Annotated in this window: 25 protein-coding genes and 1 tRNA gene; 8 read left to right on the top strand and 18 right to left on the bottom strand. The window is 55.8% G+C overall.

Annotated features, from left to right (window positions below; genetic code table 11):
* Positions 1-94 precede the first annotated feature (94 nt).
* Both HWV07_RS09230 and tnpA read right to left on the bottom strand, forming a co-directional pair.
* On the bottom strand, positions 95-1,333 hold the full coding sequence (locus HWV07_RS09230; RefSeq protein ID WP_178334023.1) for an RNA-guided endonuclease InsQ/TnpB family protein: 1,239 nt from the start codon (positions 1,331-1,333) through the stop codon (positions 95-97).
* On the bottom strand, positions 1,330-1,719 hold the full coding sequence (gene tnpA, locus HWV07_RS09225; protein ID WP_178334022.1) for an IS200/IS605 family transposase: 390 nt from the start codon (positions 1,717-1,719) through the stop codon (positions 1,330-1,332). The genes HWV07_RS09230 and tnpA overlap by 4 nt, the downstream gene beginning before the upstream one ends.
* 178 nt (positions 1,720-1,897) lie before the next feature.
* Between tnpA and HWV07_RS09220 the strand changes: the two genes are divergently transcribed.
* Positions 1,898-2,482: a 2Fe-2S iron-sulfur cluster-binding protein gene (locus tag HWV07_RS09220; RefSeq protein WP_178334021.1), complete on the top strand. Its 585-nt coding sequence runs from the start codon at positions 1,898-1,900 to the stop codon at positions 2,480-2,482.
* Positions 2,483-2,571: 89 nt separating this feature from the next.
* Here HWV07_RS09220 and HWV07_RS09215 read toward each other — a convergent pair whose 3' ends face one another.
* Entirely contained in the window at positions 2,572-2,811 is a 240-nt protein-coding gene (locus HWV07_RS09215) for a DUF8015 family protein (protein WP_178334020.1), read from the bottom strand.
* 92 nt (positions 2,812-2,903) lie between these two features.
* Between HWV07_RS09215 and HWV07_RS09210 the strand changes: the two genes are divergently transcribed.
* Positions 2,904-2,976 (top strand) — tRNA-Arg (locus HWV07_RS09210).
* Positions 2,977-3,222: 246 nt separating this feature from the next.
* Here HWV07_RS09210 and HWV07_RS09205 read toward each other — a convergent pair.
* Both HWV07_RS09205 and HWV07_RS09200 read right to left on the bottom strand, forming a co-directional pair.
* A complete protein-coding gene (locus tag HWV07_RS09205; protein WP_178334019.1) occupies positions 3,223-3,990 on the bottom strand; it encodes a DUF1828 domain-containing protein in 768 nt (255 codons plus the stop codon).
* Positions 3,983-4,405: a toxin-antitoxin system TumE family protein gene (locus HWV07_RS09200; protein ID WP_178334018.1), complete on the bottom strand. Its 423-nt coding sequence runs from the start codon at positions 4,403-4,405 to the stop codon at positions 3,983-3,985. The genes HWV07_RS09205 and HWV07_RS09200 overlap by 8 nt, the downstream gene beginning before the upstream one ends.
* Before the next feature lie 213 nt (positions 4,406-4,618).
* Between HWV07_RS09200 and HWV07_RS09195 the strand changes: the two genes are divergently transcribed.
* Entirely contained in the window at positions 4,619-8,470 is a 3,852-nt protein-coding gene (locus tag HWV07_RS09195; protein ID WP_178334017.1) for an Eco57I restriction-modification methylase domain-containing protein, read from the top strand.
* Here HWV07_RS09195 and HWV07_RS20105 read toward each other — a convergent pair whose 3' ends face one another.
* A complete protein-coding gene (locus HWV07_RS20105) occupies positions 8,471-8,683 on the bottom strand; it encodes a DUF8139 family protein (RefSeq protein WP_425487797.1) in 213 nt (70 codons plus the stop codon).
* 210 nt (positions 8,684-8,893) lie between these two features.
* Here HWV07_RS20105 and HWV07_RS09190 point away from each other — a divergent pair, with 210 nt between their 5' ends.
* The 5 genes from HWV07_RS09190 (at position 8,894) to HWV07_RS09170 (ending at position 15,078) form a co-directional block, all read left to right on the top strand.
* Positions 8,894-9,301 carry a ribonuclease HI family protein gene (locus HWV07_RS09190; RefSeq protein WP_178334016.1) on the top strand — a complete coding sequence of 136 codons (408 nt, stop codon included), beginning with the start codon at positions 8,894-8,896 and terminating at the stop codon, positions 9,299-9,301.
* Positions 9,302-10,477: 1,176 nt separating this feature from the next.
* Positions 10,478-10,933, top strand: a complete 456-nt coding sequence (locus HWV07_RS09185; RefSeq protein WP_178334015.1) for a hypothetical protein — start codon at positions 10,478-10,480, stop codon at positions 10,931-10,933.
* Positions 10,933-11,895, top strand: coding sequence for a phage NrS-1 polymerase family protein (locus HWV07_RS09180; RefSeq protein WP_178334014.1), 963 nt, complete (start codon positions 10,933-10,935; stop codon positions 11,893-11,895). The genes HWV07_RS09185 and HWV07_RS09180 overlap by 1 nt, the downstream gene beginning before the upstream one ends.
* Positions 11,896-12,991: 1,096 nt before the next feature.
* Positions 12,992-13,303, top strand: a complete 312-nt coding sequence (locus HWV07_RS09175; RefSeq protein WP_178334013.1) for a hypothetical protein — start codon at positions 12,992-12,994, stop codon at positions 13,301-13,303.
* Positions 13,304-14,712: 1,409 nt separating this feature from the next.
* Positions 14,713-15,078, top strand: a complete 366-nt coding sequence (locus HWV07_RS09170) for an FxLYD domain-containing protein (RefSeq protein ID WP_178334012.1) — start codon at positions 14,713-14,715, stop codon at positions 15,076-15,078.
* Positions 15,079-15,946: 868 nt separating this feature from the next.
* Here the strand turns inward: HWV07_RS09170 and HWV07_RS09165 are convergent.
* From HWV07_RS09165 to HWV07_RS09110, 12 genes are all read right to left on the bottom strand, one after another.
* The gene (locus HWV07_RS09165) at positions 15,947-16,981 is read right to left on the bottom strand and encodes a tyrosine-type recombinase/integrase (RefSeq protein ID WP_178334011.1); all 1,035 of its coding nucleotides are present in this window, start codon (positions 16,979-16,981) and stop codon (positions 15,947-15,949) included.
* A 454-nt stretch (positions 16,982-17,435) separates the two neighbouring features.
* The gene (locus tag HWV07_RS09160; RefSeq protein ID WP_246279861.1) at positions 17,436-17,765 is read right to left on the bottom strand and encodes a S16 family serine protease; all 330 of its coding nucleotides are present in this window, start codon (positions 17,763-17,765) and stop codon (positions 17,436-17,438) included.
* Between the two features lie 162 nt (positions 17,766-17,927).
* Entirely contained in the window at positions 17,928-18,686 is a 759-nt protein-coding gene (locus HWV07_RS09155; protein ID WP_246279860.1) for an NAD+ synthase, read from the bottom strand.
* 112 nt (positions 18,687-18,798) lie between these two features.
* On the bottom strand, positions 18,799-19,563 hold the full coding sequence (nadE, locus tag HWV07_RS09150; RefSeq protein WP_246279859.1) for an NAD(+) synthase: 765 nt from the start codon (positions 19,561-19,563) through the stop codon (positions 18,799-18,801).
* Positions 19,564-20,635: 1,072 nt separating this feature from the next.
* The gene (locus HWV07_RS09145; RefSeq protein WP_178334008.1) at positions 20,636-21,349 is read right to left on the bottom strand and encodes an urease accessory protein UreF; all 714 of its coding nucleotides are present in this window, start codon (positions 21,347-21,349) and stop codon (positions 20,636-20,638) included.
* Complete coding sequence (gene ureE, locus HWV07_RS09140; RefSeq protein ID WP_178334007.1) at positions 21,342-21,959, bottom strand: urease accessory protein UreE; 618 nt, start codon at positions 21,957-21,959, stop codon at positions 21,342-21,344. Before ureE ends, HWV07_RS09145 begins: the two co-directional genes overlap by 8 nt.
* Positions 21,959-22,858: an urease accessory protein UreD gene (locus HWV07_RS09135; RefSeq protein WP_178334006.1), complete on the bottom strand. Its 900-nt coding sequence runs from the start codon at positions 22,856-22,858 to the stop codon at positions 21,959-21,961. The genes ureE and HWV07_RS09135 overlap by 1 nt, the downstream gene beginning before the upstream one ends.
* Complete coding sequence (ureG, locus tag HWV07_RS09130; RefSeq protein ID WP_178334005.1) at positions 22,855-23,475, bottom strand: urease accessory protein UreG; 621 nt, start codon at positions 23,473-23,475, stop codon at positions 22,855-22,857. The genes HWV07_RS09135 and ureG overlap by 4 nt, the downstream gene beginning before the upstream one ends.
* On the bottom strand, positions 23,475-23,804 hold the full coding sequence (locus HWV07_RS09125; RefSeq protein ID WP_178334004.1) for an urease subunit gamma: 330 nt from the start codon (positions 23,802-23,804) through the stop codon (positions 23,475-23,477). The genes ureG and HWV07_RS09125 overlap by 1 nt, the downstream gene beginning before the upstream one ends.
* 4 nt (positions 23,805-23,808) lie before the next feature.
* Positions 23,809-25,521 carry an urease subunit alpha gene (gene ureC, locus HWV07_RS09120; protein WP_178334003.1) on the bottom strand — a complete coding sequence of 571 codons (1,713 nt, stop codon included), beginning with the start codon at positions 25,519-25,521 and terminating at the stop codon, positions 23,809-23,811.
* On the bottom strand, positions 25,518-25,901 hold the full coding sequence (locus HWV07_RS09115) for an urease subunit beta (RefSeq protein WP_178334002.1): 384 nt from the start codon (positions 25,899-25,901) through the stop codon (positions 25,518-25,520). The genes ureC and HWV07_RS09115 overlap by 4 nt, the downstream gene beginning before the upstream one ends.
* Before the next feature lie 81 nt (positions 25,902-25,982).
* Positions 25,983-26,141, bottom strand: a complete 159-nt coding sequence (locus tag HWV07_RS09110) for a hypothetical protein (RefSeq protein WP_178334001.1) — start codon at positions 26,139-26,141, stop codon at positions 25,983-25,985.
* Between the last annotated feature and the right edge of the window lie 177 nt (positions 26,142-26,318).

Here is a 26,318-nt window from a genome sequence, read left to right as displayed (position 1 = left end):
CCCCGAAACAGGGCGATTGACCTCCTTCCGCGCCTGAAGAGGCGGGAATCCCACCACGGGATTTCAGGTCGAGCGTCTGATCGACCTTGTGGTTTCAAGACGCATACGTTCCAAGCGTCGCCTGCTGGGTTTTAGCATCGGCTTGGCTGTCTTGTGGCGCGGTCAAACACGCCCCATCCTCAGCCGAGTCATCGTCGTTCTCGTGTTTTCTGGAACGACTCTCTCCGCCGAGGTAGCGGTCTGCGATGTTCACTGCCCCGTTCACGTCGGCTTGATATTCGCCCATCCAACAGTCGTCGTTCGTGCATTTGAACGTCGCCTGCTTCGGACGATACCCCACCTCACCACACGCGTGGCACTCCTTCGACGTGTTACGCGGATTCACTGTTTCAACGGGAATGCCCTTCTCGACGGCCTTGTAGCGGATTTGAGCGTGGAGTTTGGCGAATCCCCATCCATGAAGACGGCGGTTCATGTACTTACCGTAGTCCATCGACTCCCGTATGTACGTTAGATCTTCCAGCACCAGCACAGGGTTCTCGATTGACTCAGCATATTCTACAACTTCTCGGGTGACGCGGTGAAACACGTCGTCTATCTGGCTCCACAGGTCGTCACCGAACGACTCGGAGAGACGATCGCTTCCGCGTTCTTGAAGCCGTCGCGTAGCGGTGAAGTAGGTCTTGCGGAGCCGACGGACGGTCTTGCCCTCATCGGCCCATAGTTCAGGAGCGGTTGGGGACCCGTGGTCGTCACGGTGACACACCGTAACGAGTGACGCTTCCCCAATGTCCACTCCGATAGGCGTCCGTTCTTCGGCGGACACCTCGAAACTATCCTCCACGTCTCGGGTGACGGTGACGTGGAGAAACCACGTCCCGTCTCGCTCGAACAGCCGACTCTCGCCCAGCTCCGCGTCACCAGCATGCAACGCTTCCAGCCAGCCCCGCTGTTCGGGATTCGGCTGTGCTGGCAGCCAGAGATGGTAGTCCTCATGGTGTGGGATCTTGACGTACCACTCGATTGCGTTCTCGGGCTTGTGGTCGAGGCGTAGCCCTTCGTTCGTGAACCGGATAGGGTGGTCGTCGTGAAGTTCTTCCGCGTTGTATGTCGTCGTCAACTGCGGGACATATTTCTTGAGGGCGTTCTTCGCATACCCCGACAGGTCGTAGTTGACCACTACGTCGTTCGCTTCGGTCTGGGTGGTACATCGGGCGCCGAACGTGTCGTGAAGCGCCTGCTGGTACGCCTCTCGCGTCTCACGGAGTTTCCGCCGCTTGTGTGCGTTCGGCTGAACCAGTTTCAGTTCCAGCGTCTTGGTGAGTTCGGTCACGACTCGTCCGCCTCGTGACGTTGGATGTAGTTCTTGACTGTCTCGCTGGAGACGCTGCCTGCTGTTCCTGCGTAGTAGCCCCGCGTCCATCGAATCTTCTCACCGTCGTTGTCCGCGTAGCGGTGATTGTATTTTCGCGAGGAAATCCCTTTGAACCAATTGGCGAGAAGCGAGGGGGCGTTTTTCGGCGGACTACTGATGAAGAGGTGAATGTGGTCGGGCTGAACGGTGAGGTTGAGTATCTCCAAACCCTTGTCGTCGGCTATTTCGTGGAGGATGGTTCGCACACGGTCTGCAACCTCGTTGGCGAGTACCGAGTTGCGGTACTTCGGCAACCACACTATGTGGTAGTTGAGGTTGTAGGTCGCGTGCCGTGTGGTCTTCATCCGTGTTGCACAGTATGGAGTGTTGGTATCTAATATTGACGGTGAATCGGTGGAAAATCCAGTCGTGCCGTCGTCGGTGGGGGTGTACGCTATTATCCACTTGACCCCGCCTGAAGAGGGGGTATGCGCTCGTAACTCTATCACAACGCTATTGAGGGGGCTGTCCGAACCACCCGATATGGCTGCTACGACAGTGGGAATCGCTGGCGGGGCGTTGCTGACGCTCGCTGCGGTCGTCCTGCACTACTCGAAGGGCTCCGAGTGGACGCCCCGCGAGGACATCTCCCAGGACGTCCTCGAGCGGCGCGCGGAGACGGTCCCCGAGACCGACTTCCCCGAGCCGGGCAACCGGTCGATCGGTGGCGGCGGCGCGGTCGCCGCCGTCGGCGGCGCCGGGGGCGAAGGCGAGGGCGAACTCGCGGAGGGCGAATCCGGCGACGACAGTCCGGCGGCGATCCCCGACGACGAGGCCGAGGTCTTCGAGGTCGAGTACGTCAAGGAGGGCGAGACCGTCGAGGTCCAGGAGAACGAGACGCTGCTGGAGGCCGGCGAGGACGAGGGCTGGGACCTCCCCTACGCGTGTCGTGAAGGCCAGTGCATCTCGTGTGCCGGCCACATCACCGACGGCGGCAACGCCGAGGACTACGTCGAACACCACACCAACCAGATGCTCGGCGAACCCGAGCTCGACGAGGGCTACACGCTGACGTGTGTCGCCTATCCGAAGTCCGACCTGACGCTGGAGACCGGCGAATCGCCGTAATCGACTGTCGATAGAATTCTGCGCGTCGTTTTCTCGCTGCGAGATCGGTATTCCGACTCGGTGTCGTTCGGTGCGTGCTTCGTGGACCGTTAGTCGAGTAGCCCGGGGTTGATCGGGTTCTCGTCGACCTCCTGGGTGAGGTCCTCGAAGTCGTCGACCGGACCGTTGACGAACATCGCGTGGCCCATGAAGGCGATCGCGACGGCGCCGAGGAGGACGATGGCGAAGGGCATCGCGATCGGGGTGAGGGCCCCGATGGCGCCGCCGAGAGCGATCGAACCGATGATCGCCACGAGGACGAGATCGTAGTACTGGAGCGTATAATCCATACTAGAGCTAATGTGGCGGGGCCGGATTAAGGGTGGGATTGCCGCCGGCGTGTCACAACCGTTTTATCGGCGCCCGGGATACGAACTGGTAGGAGCCCGTAGCTCAGTGGACAGAGTGCTTGGTTCCGGACCAAGATGTCGCGGGTTCAAATCCCGTCGGGCTCGTCATAATTTTACTCGTTTCGTAATCAAGGGAAGGCTCTATGTTGCCTTGACAGCCTTTTTGGCAGCTGGGGGCCCGCTGGTTACAGTCGCGCCACATTTTGAAACGCACCCCCTGCCGGCCGTGCATCGTGATAACTATTCCGAGGATGAGGGTCAAAAAGCTACCGGGGATCGACATCCATCGGCTGGTTCCGCCCCCAAGAGAAGACGACTGTCACAACCTGTGAAGATAGGAGGACCGAGAGATTACGCTTTGACAGGGATCTCCTGGGTGATCTCTTCTTTATTAGACCAGCGGAAACAATAGTCCAGAGAGTCCGTTAACTGGTCTACTATCTCGTCCTCATATAGTCCATCAACATCGTCTATTATCGCACCGTGGGAATAGTCCGTGTCTTGGATCTCCCACCAATTGAGTTTCACGCGGTCAACCTGTTGACGCAATAGATACGGACGCTTCGAATGCACGGTATCCAATAGGACCATTGGCTCACGATGATTGATTCCAATATCGAACTCGCGAGGTTCAGTAGCACCCTGGACTTCAGCGGGTGATTTGTAGTCGTACCCAACTCCTTCCAAGTACTCGGATACAGTTGTTCTAAACCGAGACGGTTGCTTGGTTTGGTGAGTGTATATCAGATACGAGACCGCCTGAACTGCCTGAATCACATCCACAATTCGATGCCCTAGCTCAGCTGAGGGAGAGATAGCAGCGATTTCACCCTCGAATCCATCGACCAGATTGAAGCGCTTCTTGATGGTTCGAACACGGGGCTTGTTCGCGTCGGACTTTGGATTCACGCCATAGAGCTCCAGCATAGCGAAGGTCTCTCCGTAGTCTCGAATGAGTAGCTGATCACCAGCTTTCGGTTGAATCCAGAGTCGCACGAGGTCACCGTTTTGCTGCTGGAAGGGGGTGAGGACTCGACAACTGTTATCATCACGCTCGATCTCGAAGGCATCGAGTGCGTCCTCGAGCGCCGGACGAATGGTGTCAGTACAGTCAAACATAGTCCTCAATCCCCCTGATTTCGTCGATGGTAGCGTCCTCGTGCCTTATTGTGCATTCTTCAAGGAAGTCAATAAGCGCTTGGTTCACGTCGGAAGTAGACACATCGTCTACTGGATACGGCTCCCCATACTCCGCATCTGGTGTATACGGATGTTTATGGCCACCTTCGATGCCCTGGTGATGGTCGTTGAAGTCCCAAAGCCGTATGATGTTGTTCCTGTAGTGCAGAGAGAAGCTATACCCTTTCTCCCAGATCTCTCCTCGTACGGTCAGAACAGCATCGCTCTCTATCGCATGTACCAGGGCATTCAAACTGTACCTCGCATCGAAGCGGTGGTCCCAAGAGACATCCTCCGCTAAGATCTTCTCTTCACGATAGAGGCTCTCCATGACCTCCGATGATATATCAGTCATCCCCCGACCCTTTGCTCCCAATGTACCTGGTAACATCATAAATCCTTAGTGCGAATCAAAGTGAGTCTCCTCTTGATACTCTCAGTTCCAGCACACCGCAAGGAGAACACGGAGGGGGTGTTATCGAGGGAGCAATCTTCGCGGGATGACGAGGCCAACCGAAACCGGGGGTAGCTTAATGACCTGCAAGGGAGAACGCCGGACGTCTAACTGATGTCCGCCCCAGGAACGCAGGCAGTGTTTGACTTCTCGGAGTTCGAGACCGAAGTAACCACCGAGGACGAGAACCGGATCATCGAGACGATTCACGAGAGCATTACGCGCCTCCGAGAGCAGATTGACGACGACACACTGGACGAGGTCTTCCGGTCCGACCCCGGTAGATACGTTCTCCGGTCGGACTTCACACGCGACCAACTCGACCCCGAACCCACCACCAAGGCCCGAGTAATCGAACCTCTCCTTGATGTGCTCAATTACGACGAGTACGGGTACGAGGCTGGAGGATTCTCCGGAGGACGAGGAGAGCAAGCTGACTACGCAGTCTCCCTTCGAGACGTCGACAGCGTCGCCTCAAGCCGGTTGCTCATCGAAGCCGAACCAATCAACAAACCTCTCCGTGATCGTGGACATGGTCTCGATCAGGTCAAGAGCTGGTTGAGCCAACGTGAGTTCGAGAGCGATTACGGGTTCGCAACAGATGGAGTCCGATGGATCTTCATCAGATACGATCCCGACTCGTACAGCCATAGCGTGATTGAGGAGGTTGACCTCCAACCAGTCTTCCTCCGGCTGTTCGAGAACCTGACCACCGAACAAGCCCCGCCAACGGAAGTTGTCTCTGAGGATCACCGGGAATTGATCGCCACCTTGGCTCGCTCCTTCGAGTTCGATAACTTCCGTGCGATTATCGACGATGCCCGGGAAGTCATCAAACGGACCCAGGAGGAGATCACCGACGCGTTCTACGATGATTACATCCAGATCGTCTTCGGGGTCGAAGAGGATGCTGAGGAACGCCGGGCAAGGAGCCTCATCGGTGAAGGCATCATCCCACCTGAGGATGCAGACGGAGACGATGTCCGGCTGTTCTCCGTCGACCTCATGAACCGGCTACTCTTCATCAAGTTCCTCGAGGACAAGCGAATCGTCCGCTCTGACCTTCTAGACGTACTGACAGATACCTACGAAGATGGCGTATACCCTCAGACGTTCTACAAGACGTTCTTGGAGCCGTTATTCTACGAGGTCTTCAACGAGAAGCCAGACGATCGAGACCCCCAAGTGACCGGCGTCGATGTCTACTCAGATATCCCGTATCTGAACGGCGGATTGTTCAGACCCGAGCTCAATGGCGGATCGTCCTCGGTCGACGAGCGCGACTTCGACGTCCGAGACAGTGTGCTCGAATCCATCATTGACCTCCTTGAACGCTACCGGTTCTCCACCGATGGTGGCCCGACAGACATCGATCCGAGCGTCCTCGGTAGTGTCTTCGAGAAGACGATCAACTACCTCACGACCGATCCTGGCGACCAGAACGCCGATCTAGGAGCTTACTACACGCCGAGTGAGATCACGCGCTTCTGTGCCGAAGAGACGGTTCGACCAGCCCTCACCGAACGCTTCAAGGACGTGCTCCGAGAGGAGCGCGACTGGCCAGAAGCTGAACTCAATCAATACGAAACGCTCTACGAGCTCATCGACGGGCTACCGGGCTCAGGCGATCTATTGACACGACTGCTCGCAGAGATCGACGAGTTTTACGTGGTCGACCCTGGGATGGGGAGCGGACACTTTCTAACCTCGGTGATGGAAGAGCTAGTGAACGTCCGTGAGGCGCTCTACGCCCAGCAGGACTCGCATCCGAGCCGACACCGGCTCAAGAAGACCACGGTCGCCAACAACATCTACGGCGTCGACATCATGGAGCCAGCGGTCGAAATCGGAAAGCTTCGGCTGTGGCTCTCTATCATCTCCGAGCTCCGCGAAGAGGACCTCCAGGAATTGGACGTTGAGGAGATCGCACTGCCGAACATCACCTTCAACGTCCGACAGGGGAATACGCTCATCGGTTACGTTGGTTTCCCCGAGGAGACCGAGGACGGCCTAGCCACTTTCGAGCGTTGGTCGGAAGACACCGTTCGTTCACGTTACGAGGAGGTGATCGAGGAGATCGAACTCTACGAGCAATACAGCGCATTCCCGGAACGTGCAGAGGAACACCGACAACGAGCCAAGGACCTCCTGGAGACGTACCGTGCGGAATTAGACGAGGAAATCATCCAAGACTTCCGGGATGTCGTCGGTGATGTCACCGAGGATGAGCTGGAGGAGTACACTCCGTTCCACTGGGTCCTCGAGTTCGCAGAGGTCTACGCCGAAGGGGGCTTCGATGTCATCATCGGTAACCCTCCCTGGGACCGCCTTACACCTCAACGGGACGACTTTTTCTCCCGTTACGATGAGGACTTCCGGTCTCTCCTTCCCGAGGCGAAACAAGATCGTCAGGAGAACCTCTTGGAAGATCCCGAGATAGCAGGTAAGTGGGAGGAGTATCAGCATGAAATCGAGATCATATCGGAGTACTTCCATGAGTCTAGCGAGTACACGATGCAGACCCCTACAATCGGTGGGTCCACCCAAGGTACGGAGAACGACCTCTCGGCACTCTTCCTTGAACGAATCTTCCAGCTCGCGAAATCCGGTGGATACGTCGCTCAGGTGCTCCCTGGGGCGATCTTCAATGGTGCGTCAACGAAAGATCTGCGGACACATCTATTGGATGAGACAACAATCACGAAGCTTGTCACATTCGAGAACCGGGGGATATTCCCGGAAATTGACACGAGGTACAACTTTGGTGTAATCGCATTCAAAAATGATGGTCGGACAGAGGACCTCCGAGGTATCTTCCAACAAGTTGGGATGGAGGTCTTAGACTCGTTTGATGCAGACGCGTTGACGATTCCACGACGGGTACTTCGAGACTACTCCCCCGAGGCCCGCATCTTCCCTTACATACAATCGCAGGAAGAAGTGGATGTACTCCACACGATCTTAGCACATCCATCGATTGGCGAACGCTCAGATGACGAATGGTATCTGGAACCCTATGCAGAACTCCATCGAGGCAGCGATACTGATCGGTTTGTAGAACGTGAGACAGATGGCGATTACCCTGTGTTGGGTGGCAGTAACATCTACCAGTTTATGTATGACTCAACGTTCCTTGATGATCTGGAAGAACCCAAGTTCTGGAGTGTCGAGGAGGACTCTGACCCAGAGTCCAGCGCTAAACGGAGGATTCGTGAGAAGAACTTCCGTCGCTTGAAACGCGAACTGTACAACGCCTTCGAGGGGCAAGGTTCCCAAATCGGGTTCGTCAACGAGTTGCTGGAGGACCATCGCGACGAGCCACTCGGGGAGGATGACGTCCTCCTCGATTGTACTGAATACCGCCTTGCCTTTCGAGACATTGCCCGCTCAACGGATGAGAGAACTATGATCACGACAGTGCTTCCCAAGGGCGTGGTGTGTCACGACAAAGCACCAACATTCCGTCCCTACGAAATCCAACCCGAAGAGGATGACCTTACAGATACACCATTGCATGGGGTCTACAAGCGCATTTTCAGCGACCAGGAACTATTCGTTGCCCTGGGATTGATGAATAGCCTCCCATTCGACTACCTGATGAGGACCAAGGTCGACTCTACTGTAGTATACTACAAATTGACTGAATCACAGGCGCCACGTCTCACTGAGGGAGACGAATGGTTTGACTTCATCTCGCACCGGTCTGCTCGACTGAACTGCTACGGTGAGGAGTTCGAGGAGATGCGCACTCGACTCGGGGGTATTGAGCCTGCTACTGCCCCAGGTGAGCGGGAACGTCTTCAGGCCGAGATCGATGCAGCGTCCTTCCACGCATACGAGCTCTCGAGGGAGCAGACGGAGTTCATCCTTGAGGACTTCCACCAAGTCCGTAGCCCTCGACGGATGACAGAAGAGTACTTTGACTTGGTACTGGAGAAGTACGAGGAGATCGCACCTGACGCGTAGTTAGATCGGTCGCAAGTCACGCCATCGAACATCGACTATCTCACCCGTTTCCAATTCCACGCGGAATAGTTTTGAGTCTCGTTCATCACCGGTGAATTCAGATGCGTCATCTTCTATAACATCTATTATGGTTCCTTTTTCTCGGTGGAGATTGAAATCGGGGTCATCCCTATCTGGGATATCAACACGTACTTTGTCTCCTTCATAGATCATAGCTTAGTGATTGGGTTGGTGGCGTTTCATTCCTTAGTTCGAACGCTATCAGTAATGATTGATTCATCGGTGTAGTTACTTAATCGCTTACTCCTGCGTATCGACTCTTCCTTGACAGTTAGTCACATAGTGGTGGTTGTGGTATAGGAAGTGGTATCGATTATCAGTTGTATGATATGATATATCCGTGTCAGCCTCCAAGGTGTTAGCATGGCTAAAGAGCCAAAGGCGGTGCTCGAGATCGATGGAGCCTGTAGCGGAAACCCCGGCCCAGCGGGCTACGGTGTTGTACTCCAGGTGAACGATGAGACCTACACAGAGAGCGACTCAATTGGTCCGGCCACGAACAACCGGGCGGAGTATCGAGGCCTCATCGCAGGATTGGGCTTGGCACGTGACAAAGGGGTGGACCATCTCACCGTGAAGAGCGATTCCGAACTCCTGATTCGACAAATGAACGGTGAGTATCGCGTGAGGGACACCTACCTTCGGGCCCTCCGCCAAGAGGCTACCAAACTTGCTCTTGAGTTTGAGACTATCGTCTTCGAGTGGGTATCACGAGAGGAGCTCGGTCGCGCTCATGAGCTCGCCCGCTTGGGCCGGGATAGTCAAGCCTGACGGAGGTCTCGCTAATCTCTTGTCCATGTCTGGGAGATACAGAGCTCCTGGACGAGGGCGAATCGCTGTGGCTAGCTCTCCTTGGCTCAATGGCTCTCCAGGGAAGCAGTGAGAACACGGGGGTTGTTTGATGTCCGTTTTTTATAAGGTCTGTTTCGATGGTTCCTTCAACCAGGGGCAGGCGTGTAGAAAATTCGAGAGGTCTGTACTCAGCATCCCTGTCGGCAGTTCGATGACGAGGTGAGTATTGTCTGTCGGCTTATAGGGCGCGCTTCGACTACGGATTAGACGGGGTGGACAGACGTTCCAACCCTACCTATACACCATGCCATCAGATGGACGTAAGTCGATCGCGATCCCTGTAGAGACGTACGAACACTTCATTGAAGTCCACGAAGCTAGCCGTCCGAACGAACGAACACCTCACTGGTATACACTCAACATGCTTCTCGATCTCTACCAAGAGAGTGCGCAAGACTGCTGAACACCCGACCGTGCAAACAACCCCATTGGTGGTGGATGAAAACCATCTTGTCTACGTGCGTACACATGATAGCTGAGACGAGTAATGACGCTACAAACTGCACTCTACCAAGCGTGCTAAGACTTGACGATCTTCCGAAGCAGGGTCAGGTTGCACATCATGCAACTTCATGTCGGTCAAATTAGAAATGCTTATGTCGACACACCGCCGACGGTGAATAACGACTCACGGACGCACCCTGTGTACCGGGGTCCCCTCTTCGAACGGGTCGAGTGAGGGTCACTGTCGCACGAACCGCTCAACAACCCATTCGCCTGCAGGAAGTCACTGGCACCTCACCGAAGTAGGTGCAGAAGGTGGCCCCTGTAACGAGACTACGGTAGTCTCCCAGAGTGGTGAGAGTGGCGTGCGACACCATGAATCGCACCAAATCTACTCGAACCGAAACTCGGTCCACTCGCTGGGCCCGCTACCGCCATGGCCATCCCCGTCCGGATGACGAGGATGAACATGGTGATGAAGTCGAATCGTCTGACTCCCACCACCACACCACCCTACTCACAGACGGAGGCATCTCGTCCCGACCGGGCGATGGATCTCACTCCCAACAAGACTGCTTCCGCGATTGCTGGGCGTACACCCTTTCACCAGGGTTCGCCACCGGCGTCCGGCCCGATCTTAACACCGGGTTCGTGCCCGCGAGAACCACGTTCTACGCGGAGGACGCTCCGGAGCACAAAGAAGAGCGGTATGATGCCCTCTGGTTGATCGACCAGGGGATCGACGGCTGGCCCGAGTGTCCCTTCGATGAAGTCGAACGCGGACACCGGCTGAACCGAGCCCACCGCGGGAAGTACCTCGTCTGCGACACTCTACTGCAGCAACTCGAGGTTCCACGCCACGTCCGTGAGGGCGTTGTATCTCGCGTCGTGATGACGGACTGCAGGGCGTTCTCACGCCACCATGGAGGGGTGAAGGGCGCAGCCATAGGGTTCGCCATCATCTCTCTCGTCGACACCGAGGAGGAGCTGTCTACGAGCGCCTACTGGCCTCTCGTCAAGGAGACGTGTTCGTCGATCGGAATCGACGCGGATGCGTTGGCTTCCTACCTGTTCCGGACCTACGCTCCGACAGGGGAGGAGAACTGATGTCGGGAACGAGCGGACAGCCAGGAGAACACGGGTGGGGGTGGGCAGACCCCATCCCAGACGAGCTCCTCGAGCGAGAGCAATGGATCGTCACGGACGAGAAGAAGCCGGTCAGGCCACTGTCCGGCTGGAACACTCCCGAAAAGCAGTTCGGCTCCAGGCGAGCATTCAACGTCACGGCAGGTACCCACTGGGACCCGGCCTTCGTGCTACGCCCCGATGATCCATACGTCGTCATCGATCTGGACGACGTCGGCTCCCCGGGCGAGTACTCAGAGACTGTCCAGGGCCTGATAGACGGCCTTGATACCTACACGGAGGTCAGCCGGTCGGGTACCGGCCTTCACGTGGTCTGTAAAGGAGCGAGGCTGCCAGACCGCTTAACCAAAGGCCAGCTCGATGGCCCGGGAACGGTAGAAGTGTACGACGCGAACCAGTACGTCGTATTCACCGGTGGACGCCTCGGTCCTGCTACCGACATCGCTCCCGGTGGCAAGACCCTAGAAGACTTCCAACGAGAGGTGCTCCCGACCCGAGATGAGGATGGCCACCACGGATGGAAGAAGACTAAACCGAGCGACGAGGTAGACATGGAGCGACTGTCTACCTCCACACTCTCGCTGACTCCTACCGTTATCCGTCGGACGATCAAGGAGTACGCTGCTGGTGGGATGGAGGGTGCAAAGGACGCGCTCCGACTCTGGGAGTCACCAGCAGGAAGCACTGATCGCTACAGTTCAGCATCGGAGGCTGATCTAGCGCTCTGTTCGCACCTAGCGTTCTGGTGTCAGGAGGATGCCAGTCTAATGGATCGATGCTTCCGAGCCTCCTCGCGTCACCGATCGAAGTGGCGTCAGGTAAGCTACCGAGATGGAAGGTCCTACGGTGAAGGAACGATTCAGGTAGCGATAGCGTCGAACCCCAACACGTACACTGTCGGCAAGTACGTCGTCTGGAAGTAACCCACCGGCTTTCTTCTTCTATTAACCGCATCTAGAAGGTCCAACGACGCTGATGTCTACAAATACAGTAGTATCTATACGAGGGAGGTCAAGATGGTAGCCCTGTTCCAATACAGTGAGATCGAGTTCCCTCGACTGAGCGTGGTTGGTACGGCCCGCGGGGAAAGGATGGAGTTGGGGACCATGTGGTCAACGGTCCAGGGGGTGTCCAATCCCACCTAGAGTTGGTCCCTCCGTTGCAAGGGGAGCAACGATAGTGTCTATCTTAGTCCAAGGTGCCGTCATTGACTGGTGTAGTCTCTCACCACCACACCGTGTTCTTCCTGCTTTGCTTCGGGCGAAACGATGCTAAGACCCACCAGCTGTGCCCCAACCTGTGTGAAAGGAGTCCTCCTATCGTTATCCCCAACGGGTCCAGGTGTCCTCCAGAGGCTGTTCTTTTGGCCTTGTGTGTAATGGCTCTCGGGTGCCCACGATTCCCGTCTCTGGGCAACACAGGCTCTGTGTGGCGGTCTACTGCCTCCACTTCAGTTAATGGGCGGTATCCCATCTACAACTACAGTAGTATCTATACGGAGAGAAGGAGACCGAGACCATCTACACTGGAAGGGATGCCCCGTCTATGCAGACCTTGCAGTTGCTCAGCTCCTACCCTTGCTCTCGATCTAGTGTAACACCCGCAAGATAGGGGTGGGCAGATCAGGCTAGGGAGCATGACCCCCCGTGTTCTCACTGCTTCTTCTCTTGATACTACCCCTAACACTGATTCGACCCAATCCTCCCTCTCTCCTTCTCCCTTGTCATAGAAACGAAGGGAGAACCCGATCTCAATTGGTCAGTACTGACTCCTTGACTAAGAGTCGATATCGTAGGTACGTTTAAGCGAGCTGAGTCAAAGCGACCACTGATTGTATCAATGAACAAGTTAACCAAATGGTGGGTTCGACTGACTCGATCTGTTTACTGGCATGAGTTCAATCGTGAATCGATTGACCCTCTAATTGACACTGAGCGATGCTCGAGCACCTGTTCTGGCCCGAAGTCTGTGGACTGCCCTACTGAGCACCTCATCTCTCATCACGAGGTTATCTAGCCTATGAGTGACGATCCAAGCCCCAGTCAGTCCAAGATGTCGAAGGTGGATGTCGATGAAGAGATGTCCAGTGGATATGCACTCCCGGAGAGTGCTGAGTCGTATGCTCGGTGGCTCGCTGGAGTTTCTGTCATACCGGCAGTTATCGGACTGTACTATCTCTTGGATGGGATCGAGCAGTCAAGTGATGCTCCAATCGCTATCCTGGCATCATCCATCGTGGCAACTTCCTTCTTCCTCCTAACTCTCGTACTCATTGTGGCCAGCGCTTACCTTCGGAGCTACGAAGTTGCACACCACGGGTCAACTCAGTAAACATGGAAGCTCTTTGAAACCAGCATCCAAGCTTGGTCGAAACTCGTTATTGCTACTCTCGATACCAATCTTCGGATAGCGTGATGACTTGATCTTCACTGTTCCCGCTCTAATGAGTGTGGCTGTCAGGGTTCGTTAGGAGAGCGTTGGTTGGAATCGTCCCGCTCTTGCGCTCGATACTCTCGGAGAAGCTCGGTCGCACGCAACCCCTCCGTCTCCAGGACCCCACGGAACTCCTTGAGTTCATCGCTCCCCATGATCTGTGATCAGGTAGCGATTGATGATACTTAACCTCAAGGGGCACTAACTCGTCAGCGAAATGAGGGGAGTGACTCAAAGACCGATAGCTTCAGTCTGAAATCGGATTGCGCTACCCTATCGTCAGTGTCGGGGATCTAGTTGTTTGCACCGAAATGTATCTGGATCAGGTGTTATATGGGGACTGCGAATCGAGCGGTAGACGAAGGGACGTGGGATTCACCGAAATCTTATTACTAATTTGCTATATTGAAATCTGTGAACAGAAGAACAATCATTATCACTATTCTCAGTTTCGCAGGGCTATCGGGCTGTAATTTGCGAGAGTCTGAACCTCCTACTGTATCCAATGAGACCATCGAACAGTGTGAGGAGTCATACCTTCGAGAGCGAAAATCCGGTGACCCTCACTCGGAAGTTATCTCTACCGAGGCCAACGATGACTGGAGGACGTATACTGTCGAATCTGCTTGGGGCCACTCTTACCGAGATAGCGAAGATAGAGAAGTCATCGTTGACCACTACGAGATGGCGTATTATCACGTGAGCGAGGACGGAACCTATCGGACCGACGAAGCGGATTCAGACCCTACCAATGGCAAGGAAATGGACTGTTGACCGTTCAATACCCACCCTCGTCTACTCTCTAAATCTCCTGAATGAATCGGTTCGTGAGTCCCCTCCCACTGGTCATCTTCCCCTCTTCGATCATGCTTAGGCTAGTCAGCAACTCCTCGGATATGGGTAGGCGATAATCATCCCTCTACGTCCAACATGACCCCACTTGCTGTACCGCCGGAAACAACTTAGAAGAATTGACTGATTGAAGGGACTCCTCTCAGGAAAGGGTGAAGATGAATCTATCACTTGTTTCGATTGTCGGTACTCTAGTGGGGTTGATAGTAGACAACAGCGACAATACGGCGTCGGACTCCTAATGACTCAAATCCGAACAGACTGCCCGAGATCATCGCTGCGATCTCTGCTAAAGAGGGGCTGTCATAGGGGATTCGATGTTGGAGTTAGTACCCATTCGTGATGTGGGTCATCCGGGGGTGGGAAGAGGTTCGATGGTTGAACGAGCTCATTCCTGTCATCAATGGACCGACGAAATCAACCTACAACCAGAACTATCGAATCCATATAGAACCATGAACCGACGCAAATTTATCAAGCAAGCAACGGCTGCAACATCGATGGGAACCGTGATGGGGTTATCGGGCTGCACTGGGAGTGCTGCGGAGGAAGCACTTGAAATCCGTTCTCATCGGATGGCTCGGGGACAATACGGGAATCTCTACGTTGTCGGGCAGGCGGTGAACACTGGCGATAAGCCCATGAGTTATGCCTCCGTGGAAGTGGTGTTCCTCGACAGTAGTGGTAGCCAGCTTGAGAGTGGAATGGACAACATCAATAATCTCGCAGCAGGTCGGAGCTGGAACTTCGAGGCGATTTATCCCGGGATGGATGGTAACCGTGTGTACAATTACGAGATACAGCCTGGAGCGAGCTTCTAAATAGGGGAACCCATTTTAGCTCCTTGAATTCCAGCCACTCAGTTGACATATCCCGCTGAGAGGAGGACTGAATGTCTCAGCCCATTCACTCGGTGCCTCATCAATCCACCCTCTCCGATACGTGTTCCCTCGATGTTGCCCGTTTAGTCCGAGCAGACACTGGATACAGAGGAGTTCGATGTTCAACGGGTGGTGGATCAGCTCTGGTGCCGAGAAAGGTGGGAGGACGTGGACAGCTCGAACGTCTCTGCCGGTATACTCGAAGCTAGAGCCATCCTCGAGTTCTATAGTGATGCGTCGGTTCACTTGTTGAGTGTGGCCACACGCTGAACATCTGTACTCGTGGGTGTACTCCATCTCACGCTGAAGACTAACCCAGTCTCTCCACTGGCCTTCTCTGAGTTGAGAGTCAGCTGGCAATACGAGGGGGATCTCGAGGCCAGTGAGGTCCTTACAGAGCCAGGACATCAGGTGCGGTCGGCCCTTCTCTAATCCCTCTAACTGGCTATGGCACTTCTTACACAGGATGACGCAATTCGAGATGTGGTGCTGACTTCGGCGATCTCGGACTGAGTACTTCCCCTCGTCAATCTCACTCGGGACGGGGAAGTACTGGCGCTTGACGAGGTGATGCCATTCGCCAATCTTCAGATTCGAGGACCTCTCTGGGTGTCCACAGGCGATTTGCTCGTCACATATGGAGCAATAGTAGTCCCCTTCAGCAGTTTCGAAGCGCTTCCATACTCGATCTCGCTGCTTCTTCTCTCCTCGAACTCTGTTGCCCGTGAGTGTGTAGTCGCCACTAATGGCGAGCTTCACATCGACCGCCCGCTGACTGTATATTGTCATGAGTTCTTAGGGCGGGTGGTCAATCGAGACCGAGTACATCTCGTCGCTGCTCCATCTTCGTCTTCTCAGTACGCGTATCGTAGTGCTGGCGAAGCACCCGGGGTGTCACGTCAGCCCGCTCACTGAGCGTCTCGATAGGGAGATCGTTCGCCAGATCCCGTGTCAACGAACCCTTTCGGATTGCATGTGGCGCGACACTCGTTGGACACTTCCCTGCTGAGTGATAGGGGATTGCCTCACACCCCTCCTCCGTCGGTTCTCTCCCGTGAGGGCACTCGTTCTGGTAGTAGCAGGGGCGGGTAACGTTGTAGATGACCTGCCGGATGGTCGACTTGTGGGCTCGTCCCTGTTGGGAGGCGATGAGTGGCTCTCTGCCGTATTCGTCCGTGGTGTCCGGCCTGTTGTGGGCTAGCCAGTCCTCGACGATCTGGAGGGTATCTGAGCCCACTGCGACCATTCTCTCCGAACGCTCCTTGTTCTTGAGCGTCGTTCCAGTGTCCGGACGGTGGCGGAGACGAAGTGCTCGGTCGTCCCACCGGATGTCATCGATATCGAGGCTATGGAGAGCTCCGGTCCGCATATCGGTGTGCCAGAGCAGTGCGAACGTTACGTGTCTCTGGCTGGCGTATTCGAATCGCTGGAGGTGGTCGAGGATTGCCTCTGCCTCCTCAATGTCGATGGCGACGTCGCTGATCTCTTCACCGACGTTGAGCTTCACTGGATCTACCTTCCGGTGGAAGTCCTGGGGGAGCGCCTCGATCTCTTCGCAGAACTGGAGGAACATTCGTATCGTCGAGATCTGGCCCTTGAGACTGGCTGGGGCTAATCCATCCTCGTGTTCTCGCTTCTGGCGGTACTGGAAGACGTCCCGTCCCGTGAGCTCGTTCAGGTTCGTGAGGCCCTGTCCTTCCAGCCATTGGATGAAGATGCGAAGGTGGGAACGGTTCGACGTCAGCGTTGAGGGAGCGCGGTTGTTCGACCGTCGCTTGTCCATGAACAGTTCGAGTGCTTCTCTGGGCTCGATCGGGTCGAGCTCGTCAATGTGGGTTGACATGGTTTGACGTCGACATTGACGATGCACAGAGCCGGCCCTGAGGCTGTCCGCTGATCGAGGAACACTGAGTATGCGGGATACCCCGCTCCTCACTGGGTGGGTCCCTGGTAGGACTCGGGACAGACTCCGATGGCGCGGATGGCCGGTCTTCGCGAAGGCGAAGAGCGGGCCTGGTTGCAGAGCCCGAGAACGGACGTTAGAGGGCCTGCAACCGTCAAATCCCGTCGGGCTCGTTCCTTTTCGGAACGCACCAGATTTAACGGACGGCAGCGGGGCGTATTTATACCCATGCCGAATCCGCTTCTGGATTTCGTGTTGTGACATAGCGAAATCCACATCGCAGGTGCGATTCACCCTGACTAAGCATATCTTGTTTCAAAAACCTTGCTTTGGTTCCACTACGAGTACCAATTCAAGAGAAATCGCTCATTCGGTGGTGGTATTTCCAAAGTAGTTAGTCCAGCTCGATCGCTTTACTGGCAGCGTCCAACGGATCTGTATAGAACACCAATTGTAGCTGGTCGAGGAGTTCATCTGGTATCTTCGCTAAATCCTCCTTGTTCTTAGCTGGCAGGAGCACCGTTTTTGCGCCGGAATCTGCCGCCAACTGTAGTTTGTCGATCAATGAACTCACAGCCACTAGTTCGCCCATTAGGCTCATCGTTCCCAACACGACAGCTTGTGACCGAACCGGCCGGTCCAAGATGCCAGAAACAATCCCTACAAGTAGCCCAACACTCGTCTCCGCGCCTTCATCAGCATCGGCAGGGTTGAGAACTTGCACGTTGATATCATAATCGTCCAGCGTCTCATCTCGTCGTCGTTGAAGGGCGTTAATGACTGGATGGGTTCTTGACTGAACCACGAGCAATGTTTTCGCTAGCGTTGTGAGTAGCTCGGCGTCGACAGAGCGGCCACCAAATAATGGTCGTTTGTGCCGACTAAATCAAGGGGCAGGCGGAAACTCTCGTTTATGGCTCGTTGTATGATAATGCTCGAGGATTCGTTCAACCACATTCGTCTCAACTTCAAGTTCTGAAGTAATTGCTTCCGAGTCGAGGTCCTTCTCAACGCGGAGAAAAAGTGTCGCATCGATCAACTCATAAGAGCTACCAATCTCGTTGATGTCTGATTGCCCCGGCCAGAACGCGGCAGTCGGCGGCTTTTCATGGATGAATTCTGGAACGTCAAGCTCCTCAGCGAGCGCACGCACCTCCGTTTTGTAATACTCTCCGAGCGGGAGGAAGTCCGTTGCACCGTCTCCGTACTTCGTAAAATACCCCAAGAGAAGTTCACTCCGATTGGTCGTTCCAACGACCAGCCGTTCCATCGCGTTTGCAGCGAGATAGGCAAATGCCATCCGGAGTCTCGCAGTGAGATTCCCTCGGACGATCGGGTCACCATGGAGGTCGATTTCCTCGGGCGCCAGTTCGCTCATCACGGTGAGCAGCGGCTGAAGGTGGACGGTGTCGTACTGAATTCCCAGCAGCTCGGCGATCTCCTCAGCATCCTGCGCAGTCGCTCCATCGATTTTGCTACTGGGGAGGACGAGCCCGTACACAGACTCGGGCCCGAGTGCCTCAACCGTGAGGGTTGCAGTGACTGTCGAATCGAGCCCGCCACTGAGATTCACTACTACCCCACTTGCATTCGATTCCGAGACATAAGCCTCGATAAAGGTCGTCGCGCGCTCGCGGACCTCCATAGGGGTTACAGTCATCCCTTCCGGGAGAGTGACTGATTTATCCAGATTGGTAGTCGGATTGCCGGAATCTCCAGTCATACTGCCATCGACACGATATCGGATACGGTCATCGTCAGCTGAAGTGCGTCCCGGGCGTCGGCGGGACGTCGCGTTTGTGCGCGGCCGCGCGGTACATCTCCTCGAACTCGGCGACGAGTTCTGGGTCGAGGCCGAGCTCCGCGGCCGTCCGCTCGACGCTGCAGCCCTCGTCGACTAGTTCCCGGAGGACCGCGTCGATGGTCTCGTAGGGAGCGCCCAGTTCGTCGGCGTCGGTCTGGCCCGCCCAGAGTCCGGCGGTGGGCTGCTTCTCGACGATGTCCTCGGGGACGCCCAGGTGTCGGGCGAGCCGCCGGACCTCCGTTTTGTAGAGGTCGCCCAGCGGCAGCAGGTCCACGCCTCCATCACCATACTTGGTGAAATACCCGAGCGACAGTTCGGTGCGGTTGCCGGTGCCGAGGACCAGGCGGTCTCGGAGGTTCGCCTCGAAGTACGTCGCCATCATCCGGGCGCGGGCGGTGGCGTTGCCGACCGCTTCGGTGTAGCCGTCGCGGTCCTTGATCGGATCGCAGAGCTGCACCGCCTCATCCGACCCGAACGACAGTGCCGCCATCTGCCGGAGCCAGTACTCTTGCGCCATGGTGTCGGTGAGCGCGTCGACGACGGGCTGGACGTCAACGGTCCGGAAGTTGATTCCGAGATCGAAGGCTGCGTCTTGGGCGTCCTTGATGTTCGAGTCATCACTCGCGTCGGCTGGGATGATAAGCCCATAGACGTTCTCTTTGCCGAGCGCTTCGACAGCGAGGGTGGCTGCCGTCGTGGAGTCGATGCCCCCGCTCAATCCGACGACAACGCCGTCTGCACCGGCTTCAGTGACGGTTGAACGGATGAGTGACAGGCACTCTTCTTTGATGATGTCGAGATCATCTCGAAACTCGGTCGCTAGTTCAGGGGGTTCGGTGTTTTGTTCGGTTGTGGCCATTGTGGATGGATTCTTTGGGTGTAATCGCGCGTGCTAAATGAGGACTCCATGGGACTACTGGAGTCAAATTCTCGTTGAGCGCTATCGGTATTTGCATATAAACAAAGATTCCGTAAAAGAGTGTCGGATAATTGTCTGAATACAGTAATAGGTGTACATTCATATGTGATGAATGGTTTTCAGCGCAAATATTATATTTTGGAGGTGAATAGCGCTGGCTCGGTTGAATAAGGGACAGGTGGATTTCAGAGTGACGAGATGACCTTGATTACAGGAAGCTGTATCCCTTCCAGACCTGATGAAAATGATAGGCTCCTACTATTGCAGATGTTCACTAGCGGGGGATCTATCTGGATTATTGTCTTACAGGAGTGTGAAGTCGAATAGAGGGATAGAACCCTCCAGTGATGTGTCTATGGAGCAACTTGCAGACGCGAAAACGGATTAGTGCCCGCTGGGATTACGCGGACGTGTACCATATGTACAGGTAGATACCTGACGCATTCATGACAGGTTGTTATGGTACAGTGGCAGGTACCAGAGTTTCACGTAGTGGAATCTGATTTTTGATCTTACACCTCCGTGCGTGCCATCGACGGTTCAGCAACCCCCTCAGAGGATGGTTGTAGGGGCACACTCGGTGCGAGCAACACCGGGATTCCATCCCGTGAGCGGCTTGCGAGCATTACACCGACACATGGTCTCTCCGAGCACATAAAACCCCCACATTATCATCCTAAAACAAGATTAGGGAAATGGACGTACATTTTTTATCGCATACAGTTTATACTCATGGTATTCGACGGGGGGCGAGACACCGGCCTCTCCTGTGAATGGCAGTGCAACTATCCCTGGCCAACAAATTGAGCGGGCGATATCGAGATGAACTCTCAACGTGTCTTGGTGACCTACTCTCGACGATGCCCTTGAATTAGCTCATGAAGAGTCGGCGGTCTGCACGTTCGTGCTTCATGCTCATCGTCTCTGCTAGCGGTGCAAATGATGATAAGTCAGATAATTCCGAATCAGCGTATTCGTCACAGACCGATTCCATCACCGGCAGGAGATCGGCCAATTGGGACTGGACGTCTGTATGACCGAAGCGACCGAGACGTTGCGCCGCACCGAGTAGATCAGAAGCGAACGAGTACATCCCGACCAGGCACGCTTCTCGACGCTCGATACCCGCTCGCTGCGTCAGTACACCAAGCACGACTGGATAGTTGCCTGGTGTCTCGTTCGTCGATACGGCCTCATCGAATGCTGCAACGGTCCCGCAATCAGGGCTACCACCGAACAAGGTTTCATCCGTCTCAGTAACGAGGTCTAGTAGCTTATTCCCCGCTCGTGTCGATCCTTCTCTGAACTCCGTGGGTATCGTTGCTGCATGTAGCCGCTCATCGGCCGCGACGATGCCCTCGAGATCCTCATCGGCTGCGGCAGTGTGTGCGTTCGCCAGTGCTACCGTTTCGGCCGGGCCGATCACTCGCCAGAGATACGCCTCGACGAGTGACCGGAGTTCAGAACTCGTTTCGACTCGACCTTCGTTGATGTACTGCTCGATAGCGTACGACGAGGTGTACGTCCCTACGGGGAGGAATGAATCCGCGAATCGCATCGCTGTCAGGAAGGCCGTGTCACTCATGGCCGGTCTCGTTGCTGTGAGAGTTGATTCCCGCGTCGGTATGAGTGTGTTCGTGTCCCTGGTCAGAATGAATGTGGCTGTGCTCGTGTTCATGGCCATGCTTCTCCGGTTCGGGATTACGAGGTTGGTCAAGGAACAGGGCCGCGTCTACCTGTTCGTATCGGGTCGACGCCCCGCCTGGGATGTAATTCTCGAGGACATCTTCCAGGATGTGTTTGTCTGCCTCGACGGGGATGTAGACAGCTCGATCCTCAAGCGCGATATCCCAGTGTTGGTTCCCGATCCGATGACCTAGTTCGACCGCCATACACATCGCATCGTCAGCTGGCTCTGGTAACTCGATGACGTATGCCTCTCGTTGCTGGAACGTTACGATCGCCGCCCGCTGTTCATCGATGAACAGCACGTCGCCCGCGCGGAGTTCAGGCCGATCCACGATAATCCCGAGGTCGGTCCCAGCGTCTGTCTCGACGCGCAGTCGTGATTTCTTGCGGTCGCCGAGCTCCAGAACAACTCGTTCGAGGGTGCCATCCTGCTCGTGGGCATGGATTGCTGCGTCGAGTTCTGGGTCATCGTATCGGTTGCCGGTGATGCTGTCGATTTGTCGCATCAGTACCTCCGGTCGGCAGGTGCGCCGACCCCCAAAATTGCTTTCCGCGCCGTATCCCAGGCAGTAGTCATCGCGTTAGTCACGTCCGCGCTACGATGGCCGAGGATACGCACAGTAACTCCACTTCCGTACGGGAGCTCCGATGCTCCGGCTTCCGTTGACTCATTATCGGCCAACTGATTGTATATGGCGTCGGAAATCGATTCGACATCTTCTGAGGGTGCCAGGACGTATAGTGTCCCTATGATCCCGTACTCTCCGACGGTCGCCGGGTCCTGTGGCTGGCGATCACTCGGTCGAAGGTCTACTGCATCTGCACATATCAGACGCTCCTCATGACGTGCTTCGAGCCGGGTGTGATAATGATCGAACGAGAACGGATCGTGATCTGAGAGTCCGTCCGGTACCATGAGATCCCCGACGATCACGGACCCAGACTCTGCGAGGTCGACCGTTGTCGTCTGGAGGCACCGAGCCTCCTCGTTGAGAATCGTTGGCCCGGGGAGGTACTCGAGGTGTGCGTTCGGACCGGCCTCGAGGGTCGCATCGAGATGAGCGTAGTTCGCCCGCATACTGTGAACCTTCGTCGCACTCTGGGTTGTCAGATGGGCTCGGGCATCAGCTCGTGCTTCGACGTTGATACTATGGCGATCGCCCTGCGCCACCCCTCCGGTGGGTTCCTGAAGACAGAGAGTAGTCAAGCCAGGTGCCGGGTCGTTGTCCAGTGTCCCAGTGAGGTGGTATGGAACCTTCGTGTAATCGCGGAGCAGTCGCGTTTCACCGCCTGTCTCACGCACGAGCGTAGCTTCAAAAACACCGTCCTTGCCGTGACCGAACGCTGGTGCTTGCTGAAGGCGTTCATCACCGTACGACCTGAACGCTTCAGGGACGGCCATCATGAGAAGAGCACACTCTCCTCGATATGGGTGACGACGTCGTCGATCCCTTCCTCGGCCTTGCAATCAGTGAAGCAAGTTGGGTCGTCACCGCGAACCGTCTCGGCATCACGCTGCATCACCTCGAGGTCGGCGTCGACGTGTGGAGCGAGGTCGGTCTTGTTGATGACGAGTAAATCGGCCTGCGTCACACCCGGCCCGCGCTTGCGAGGGATGTCATCGCCCTCTGCGACACTGATGACGAAGAGGAAGTAATCAGCCAACTCTGGGTTGAAGGTAGCGGCGAGATTGTCGCCACCACTTTCGAGCAGGACGACATCTAATTCCGGATACGATTCCGTGAACTCGTCGATGGCCGCGAGGTTCATCGAGGGGTCTTCGCGGATTCCAGTATGGGGACATGCTCCCGTTTCGACGCCTTCGACGAGGTCCGGCGGAAGAACACCATCGAAGGATTGTCGAAGGCGATCAGCGTCCTCCTGGGTCATGATATCGTTCGCGATAACGCCCACGTTGTAGCCAGCATCATCTAATCGGGGGACCAGCCGTTTCACCATGGCAGTTTTCCCCGATCCGACGGGACCGCCGAGTCCAACCGTTGCGACGTCTCTGTGCCCCATTATTCCTCCAGTTGCTCCTTTGTATCGGCCCGGATCGGATCGTGAATCGTCACGAGTTTCGTCCCATCCGGAAACATCGGTTCGACCTGAACCATGTCGACCATCTCTGGAATCCCATCCATGACGTCCTCTCTAGTCAACAGCGTCGTCGCTTCCTTCCGTATCTCTGCGACCGACATTCCTTCCCGAGCGCGTTCGCATGCCCAGTCAGAGATGTACGCGACGGTCTCCGGATAGTTTAGCTTGATACCCCGTTCCTTCCGGCGGCGAGCAAGTTCCGCCGCCATGAAGATTGTCAGTCGCTCGTGTTCTTTCGGATTGAGTTTCATAGGTTCAGAGGTGGTAGCGCTGTGCGAGTGCGAGTTCATCGGCCGGTTCGCAGGTCACGTGCTCGCCGTCGACCGATACTTCGAATGTCTGAGCGTCGATTTCGATTTCGTCGGGGCAGTAGTCGTTGTGGACCATGTCGGCCTTCCTGACTGACCGCGTTCCACTGACCGGTCGAATGGGAGTCTCTAGCCCGTATGCGTCATCGACACCGTTCTCGTATGCCGCTTCGCTGACGAACGACACTGACAGAGCGTTTTTTGCAGTGCCCATCGCACCTGCACGCGGACGCATCTTGATGGGCTGGCAGGTCATGAGTGAGCCGTTGGCTTCACCCATCTGACTGTATACCGGGAAGCCGCCTTTGATGACGTATTTCGGTTTGATGCCGAAGAAGTCCGGCTCCCAGAGCACGACGTCGGCCATTTTGCCGGGTTCGAGCGAGCCGATGTGGTCATCTATGCCAGCGACTATCGCTGGGTTGATCGTGTACTTCGCGATATATCGCTTGATGCGGTAATTGTCAGCGTCAGTCCCCTCATCTGCCGGGAGAGGACCACGCTGTTTCTTCATTTTATCCGCCGTCTGCCACGTCCGGGAGATGACCTCGGCCATCCGACCCATCGCCTGGGAGTCAGAGGACATCATACTGATTGCCCCTTGGTCATGAAGTACGTCTTCAGCGGCGATCGTCTCCGCCCTGATGCGGGATTCCGCAAACGCGACGTCCTCCGGAACGTCCGGGTTGAGGTGGTGGCAGACCATCACCATATCGAGGTGCTCGTCGAAGGTATTCGTCGTGTAGGGCATCGACGGATTCGTCGACGACGGCAGCATGTGTTCGTCGCCGATGAGTTCGAGTACGTCCGGAGCATGCCCACCCCCGGCACCCTCGATGTGGAAGGTGTGTATCGCACGTTCACCGATAGCGTCGAAGGTCCGTTCGACGAATCCGGATTCGTTGAGCGTGTCCGTGTGGATGCACACCTGAACGTCAGCTTCCTCGGCGTACTCGAGGCAAGAATCGATCGCTGCTGGTGTTGACCCCCAATCCTCGTGGAGTTTGAGTCCACAGGCGCCTGCCTCAATCTGTTCGCGGAGGCCGTCGACCTGACTGCTGTTCCCCTTTCCGTAGAAGCCGACGTTCATCGGCCACTCGTCGGCCGCCTGCAGGAACCGCTGTATGTTCTTTGGCCCCGGTGTGCACGTGGTGGCGCCGCCCCCAAACCCACCGCCGAACATCGTCGTTACGCCACTGGCCAGCGCGTGGTCGAATAATTGTGGGCTGTTGAAGTGGACGTGAATATCGAATGCACCGGGGGTGGCGATCAGGCCATCGTCTGGTATCGTGTCCGTACTCGGGCCGATAACTAGTTCCTCGTCGACGCCATCCATCGTGTCGGGGTTCCCGGCTTTGCCGATACCGGCGATGCGGCCGTTACGAACACCGATGTCCCCCTTCTGAATACCGAGTATCGGATCAATGACGACGACGTTCGAATAAACCCAGTCTAAGGCTCCTTCGGCTTGCGTCGTACCGGACTGCATCCCCATGCCGTCCCGCATCGTCTTCCCGCCCCCGAAGACGGCCTCATCTCCGGGCGTTCCATGGTCCTGTTCAATCTCGGCCAGGAGAGATGTATCACCGAGGCGGAGCCGATCGCCCTCGGTCGCTCCGAAGAGGTCCGTGTACTCACGACGGGAGAGTTCTCGGGTCACTCTTTTTCCTCCACGTAGTCTTCTTCGGTCGCCCGTTCGAGTGCGCGAGCCCGTACCTCGTCGTCGTCGAGTTCACCATCGACGAGCCCTGCCATCCCATGCACGATTCGATTTCCTGCGATGGCGACCAGATCGACATCTCGTTCGCTGCCCGGTTCGAATCGAATCGCGGTACCGGCAGGAATGTCGAGGCGCATCCCGTAAGCTGACTCACGGTCGAACGAAAGTCCTGGATTCGTCTCGAAGAAATGGAAGTGCGAGCCCACCTGGACCGGACGATCACCTGTGTTCTCGACGCTTACGGTCACCGTCTCTCGATCAGTATTGATTTCGATCGGGTCATCACCGGCGAGTAATTCCCCTGGGACGAAATTTGTCACCGCTGGAACCCTCCTCTAGATGGCCCGAGAGTTCGCAACTTGATGAGCTGAAGTGTAGTTCGCATTAGTTGAGTGCCAGGCTCATTCTGCAGTATTCTTGACCCGATTGCGAAGCACCGTCGAGACACGGTTTACAGAAAGGCCGACGCCAGTTCCCGCGACGAACCCGAAGAGAGCGGTGACGATTGGCCTGCTGAAGTCAGTGTGCTCGATACCAAGGTGCAACAGTGTGTCGAACATAGACGGAGGAGGGAACCGGGTAGTACAAAGCGTACCTATACTGGCGATATTTTCACTATGTTCAGAAGTATTCCTACGTTTGTATGGTAAAAGCGGAGTGTATTAACAATTCCGTGGGAATACTCCAGGGGAAAAATCGAGTAAAGTTAGATGTTCAAGTCTTCTCTGTAGATTCAC

Origin of the sequence: Natronomonas salina (genome assembly GCF_013391105.1) — an archaeon.
Lineage (GTDB): Archaea > Halobacteriota > Halobacteria > Halobacteriales > Haloarculaceae > Natronomonas > Natronomonas salina.
Note: the sequence above shows the minus strand (reverse complement) of the source record. Positions and strands in the feature narration are given on the sequence as shown.

Coding starts and splice junctions, on each gene's coding strand:
- tnpA (WP_178334022.1), bottom strand. CDS start 1,719: ATGAAGACCACACGGCACGCGACCTACAACCTCAACTACCACATAGTG.
- HWV07_RS09220 (WP_178334021.1), top strand. CDS start 1,898: ATGGCTGCTACGACAGTGGGAATCGCTGGCGGGGCGTTGCTGACGCTC.
- HWV07_RS09215 (WP_178334020.1), bottom strand. CDS start 2,811: ATGGATTATACGCTCCAGTACTACGATCTCGTCCTCGTGGCGATCATC.
- HWV07_RS09205 (WP_178334019.1), bottom strand. CDS start 3,990: ATGTTTGACTGTACTGACACCATTCGTCCGGCGCTCGAGGACGCACTC.
- HWV07_RS09200 (WP_178334018.1), bottom strand. CDS start 4,405: ATGACTGATATATCATCGGAGGTCATGGAGAGCCTCTATCGTGAAGAG.
- HWV07_RS09195 (WP_178334017.1), top strand. CDS start 4,619: ATGTCCGCCCCAGGAACGCAGGCAGTGTTTGACTTCTCGGAGTTCGAG.
- HWV07_RS20105 (WP_425487797.1), bottom strand. CDS start 8,683: ATGATCTATGAAGGAGACAAAGTACGTGTTGATATCCCAGATAGGGAT.
- HWV07_RS09190 (WP_178334016.1), top strand. CDS start 8,894: ATGGCTAAAGAGCCAAAGGCGGTGCTCGAGATCGATGGAGCCTGTAGC.
- HWV07_RS09180 (WP_178334014.1), top strand. CDS start 10,933: ATGTCGGGAACGAGCGGACAGCCAGGAGAACACGGGTGGGGGTGGGCA.
- HWV07_RS09175 (WP_178334013.1), top strand. CDS start 12,992: ATGAGTGACGATCCAAGCCCCAGTCAGTCCAAGATGTCGAAGGTGGAT.
- HWV07_RS09170 (WP_178334012.1), top strand. CDS start 14,713: ATGAACCGACGCAAATTTATCAAGCAAGCAACGGCTGCAACATCGATG.
- HWV07_RS09165 (WP_178334011.1), bottom strand. CDS start 16,981: ATGTCAACCCACATTGACGAGCTCGACCCGATCGAGCCCAGAGAAGCA.
- HWV07_RS09155 (WP_246279860.1), bottom strand. CDS start 18,686: ATGGAGGTCCGCGAGCGCGCGACGACCTTTATCGAGGCTTATGTCTCG.
- HWV07_RS09145 (WP_178334008.1), bottom strand. CDS start 21,349: ATGAGTGACACGGCCTTCCTGACAGCGATGCGATTCGCGGATTCATTC.
- ureE (WP_178334007.1), bottom strand. CDS start 21,959: ATGCGACAAATCGACAGCATCACCGGCAACCGATACGATGACCCAGAA.
- HWV07_RS09135 (WP_178334006.1), bottom strand. CDS start 22,858: ATGATGGCCGTCCCTGAAGCGTTCAGGTCGTACGGTGATGAACGCCTT.
- ureG (WP_178334005.1), bottom strand. CDS start 23,475: ATGGGGCACAGAGACGTCGCAACGGTTGGACTCGGCGGTCCCGTCGGA.
- HWV07_RS09125 (WP_178334004.1), bottom strand. CDS start 23,804: ATGAAACTCAATCCGAAAGAACACGAGCGACTGACAATCTTCATGGCG.
- HWV07_RS09110 (WP_178334001.1), bottom strand. CDS start 26,141: ATGTTCGACACACTGTTGCACCTTGGTATCGAGCACACTGACTTCAGC.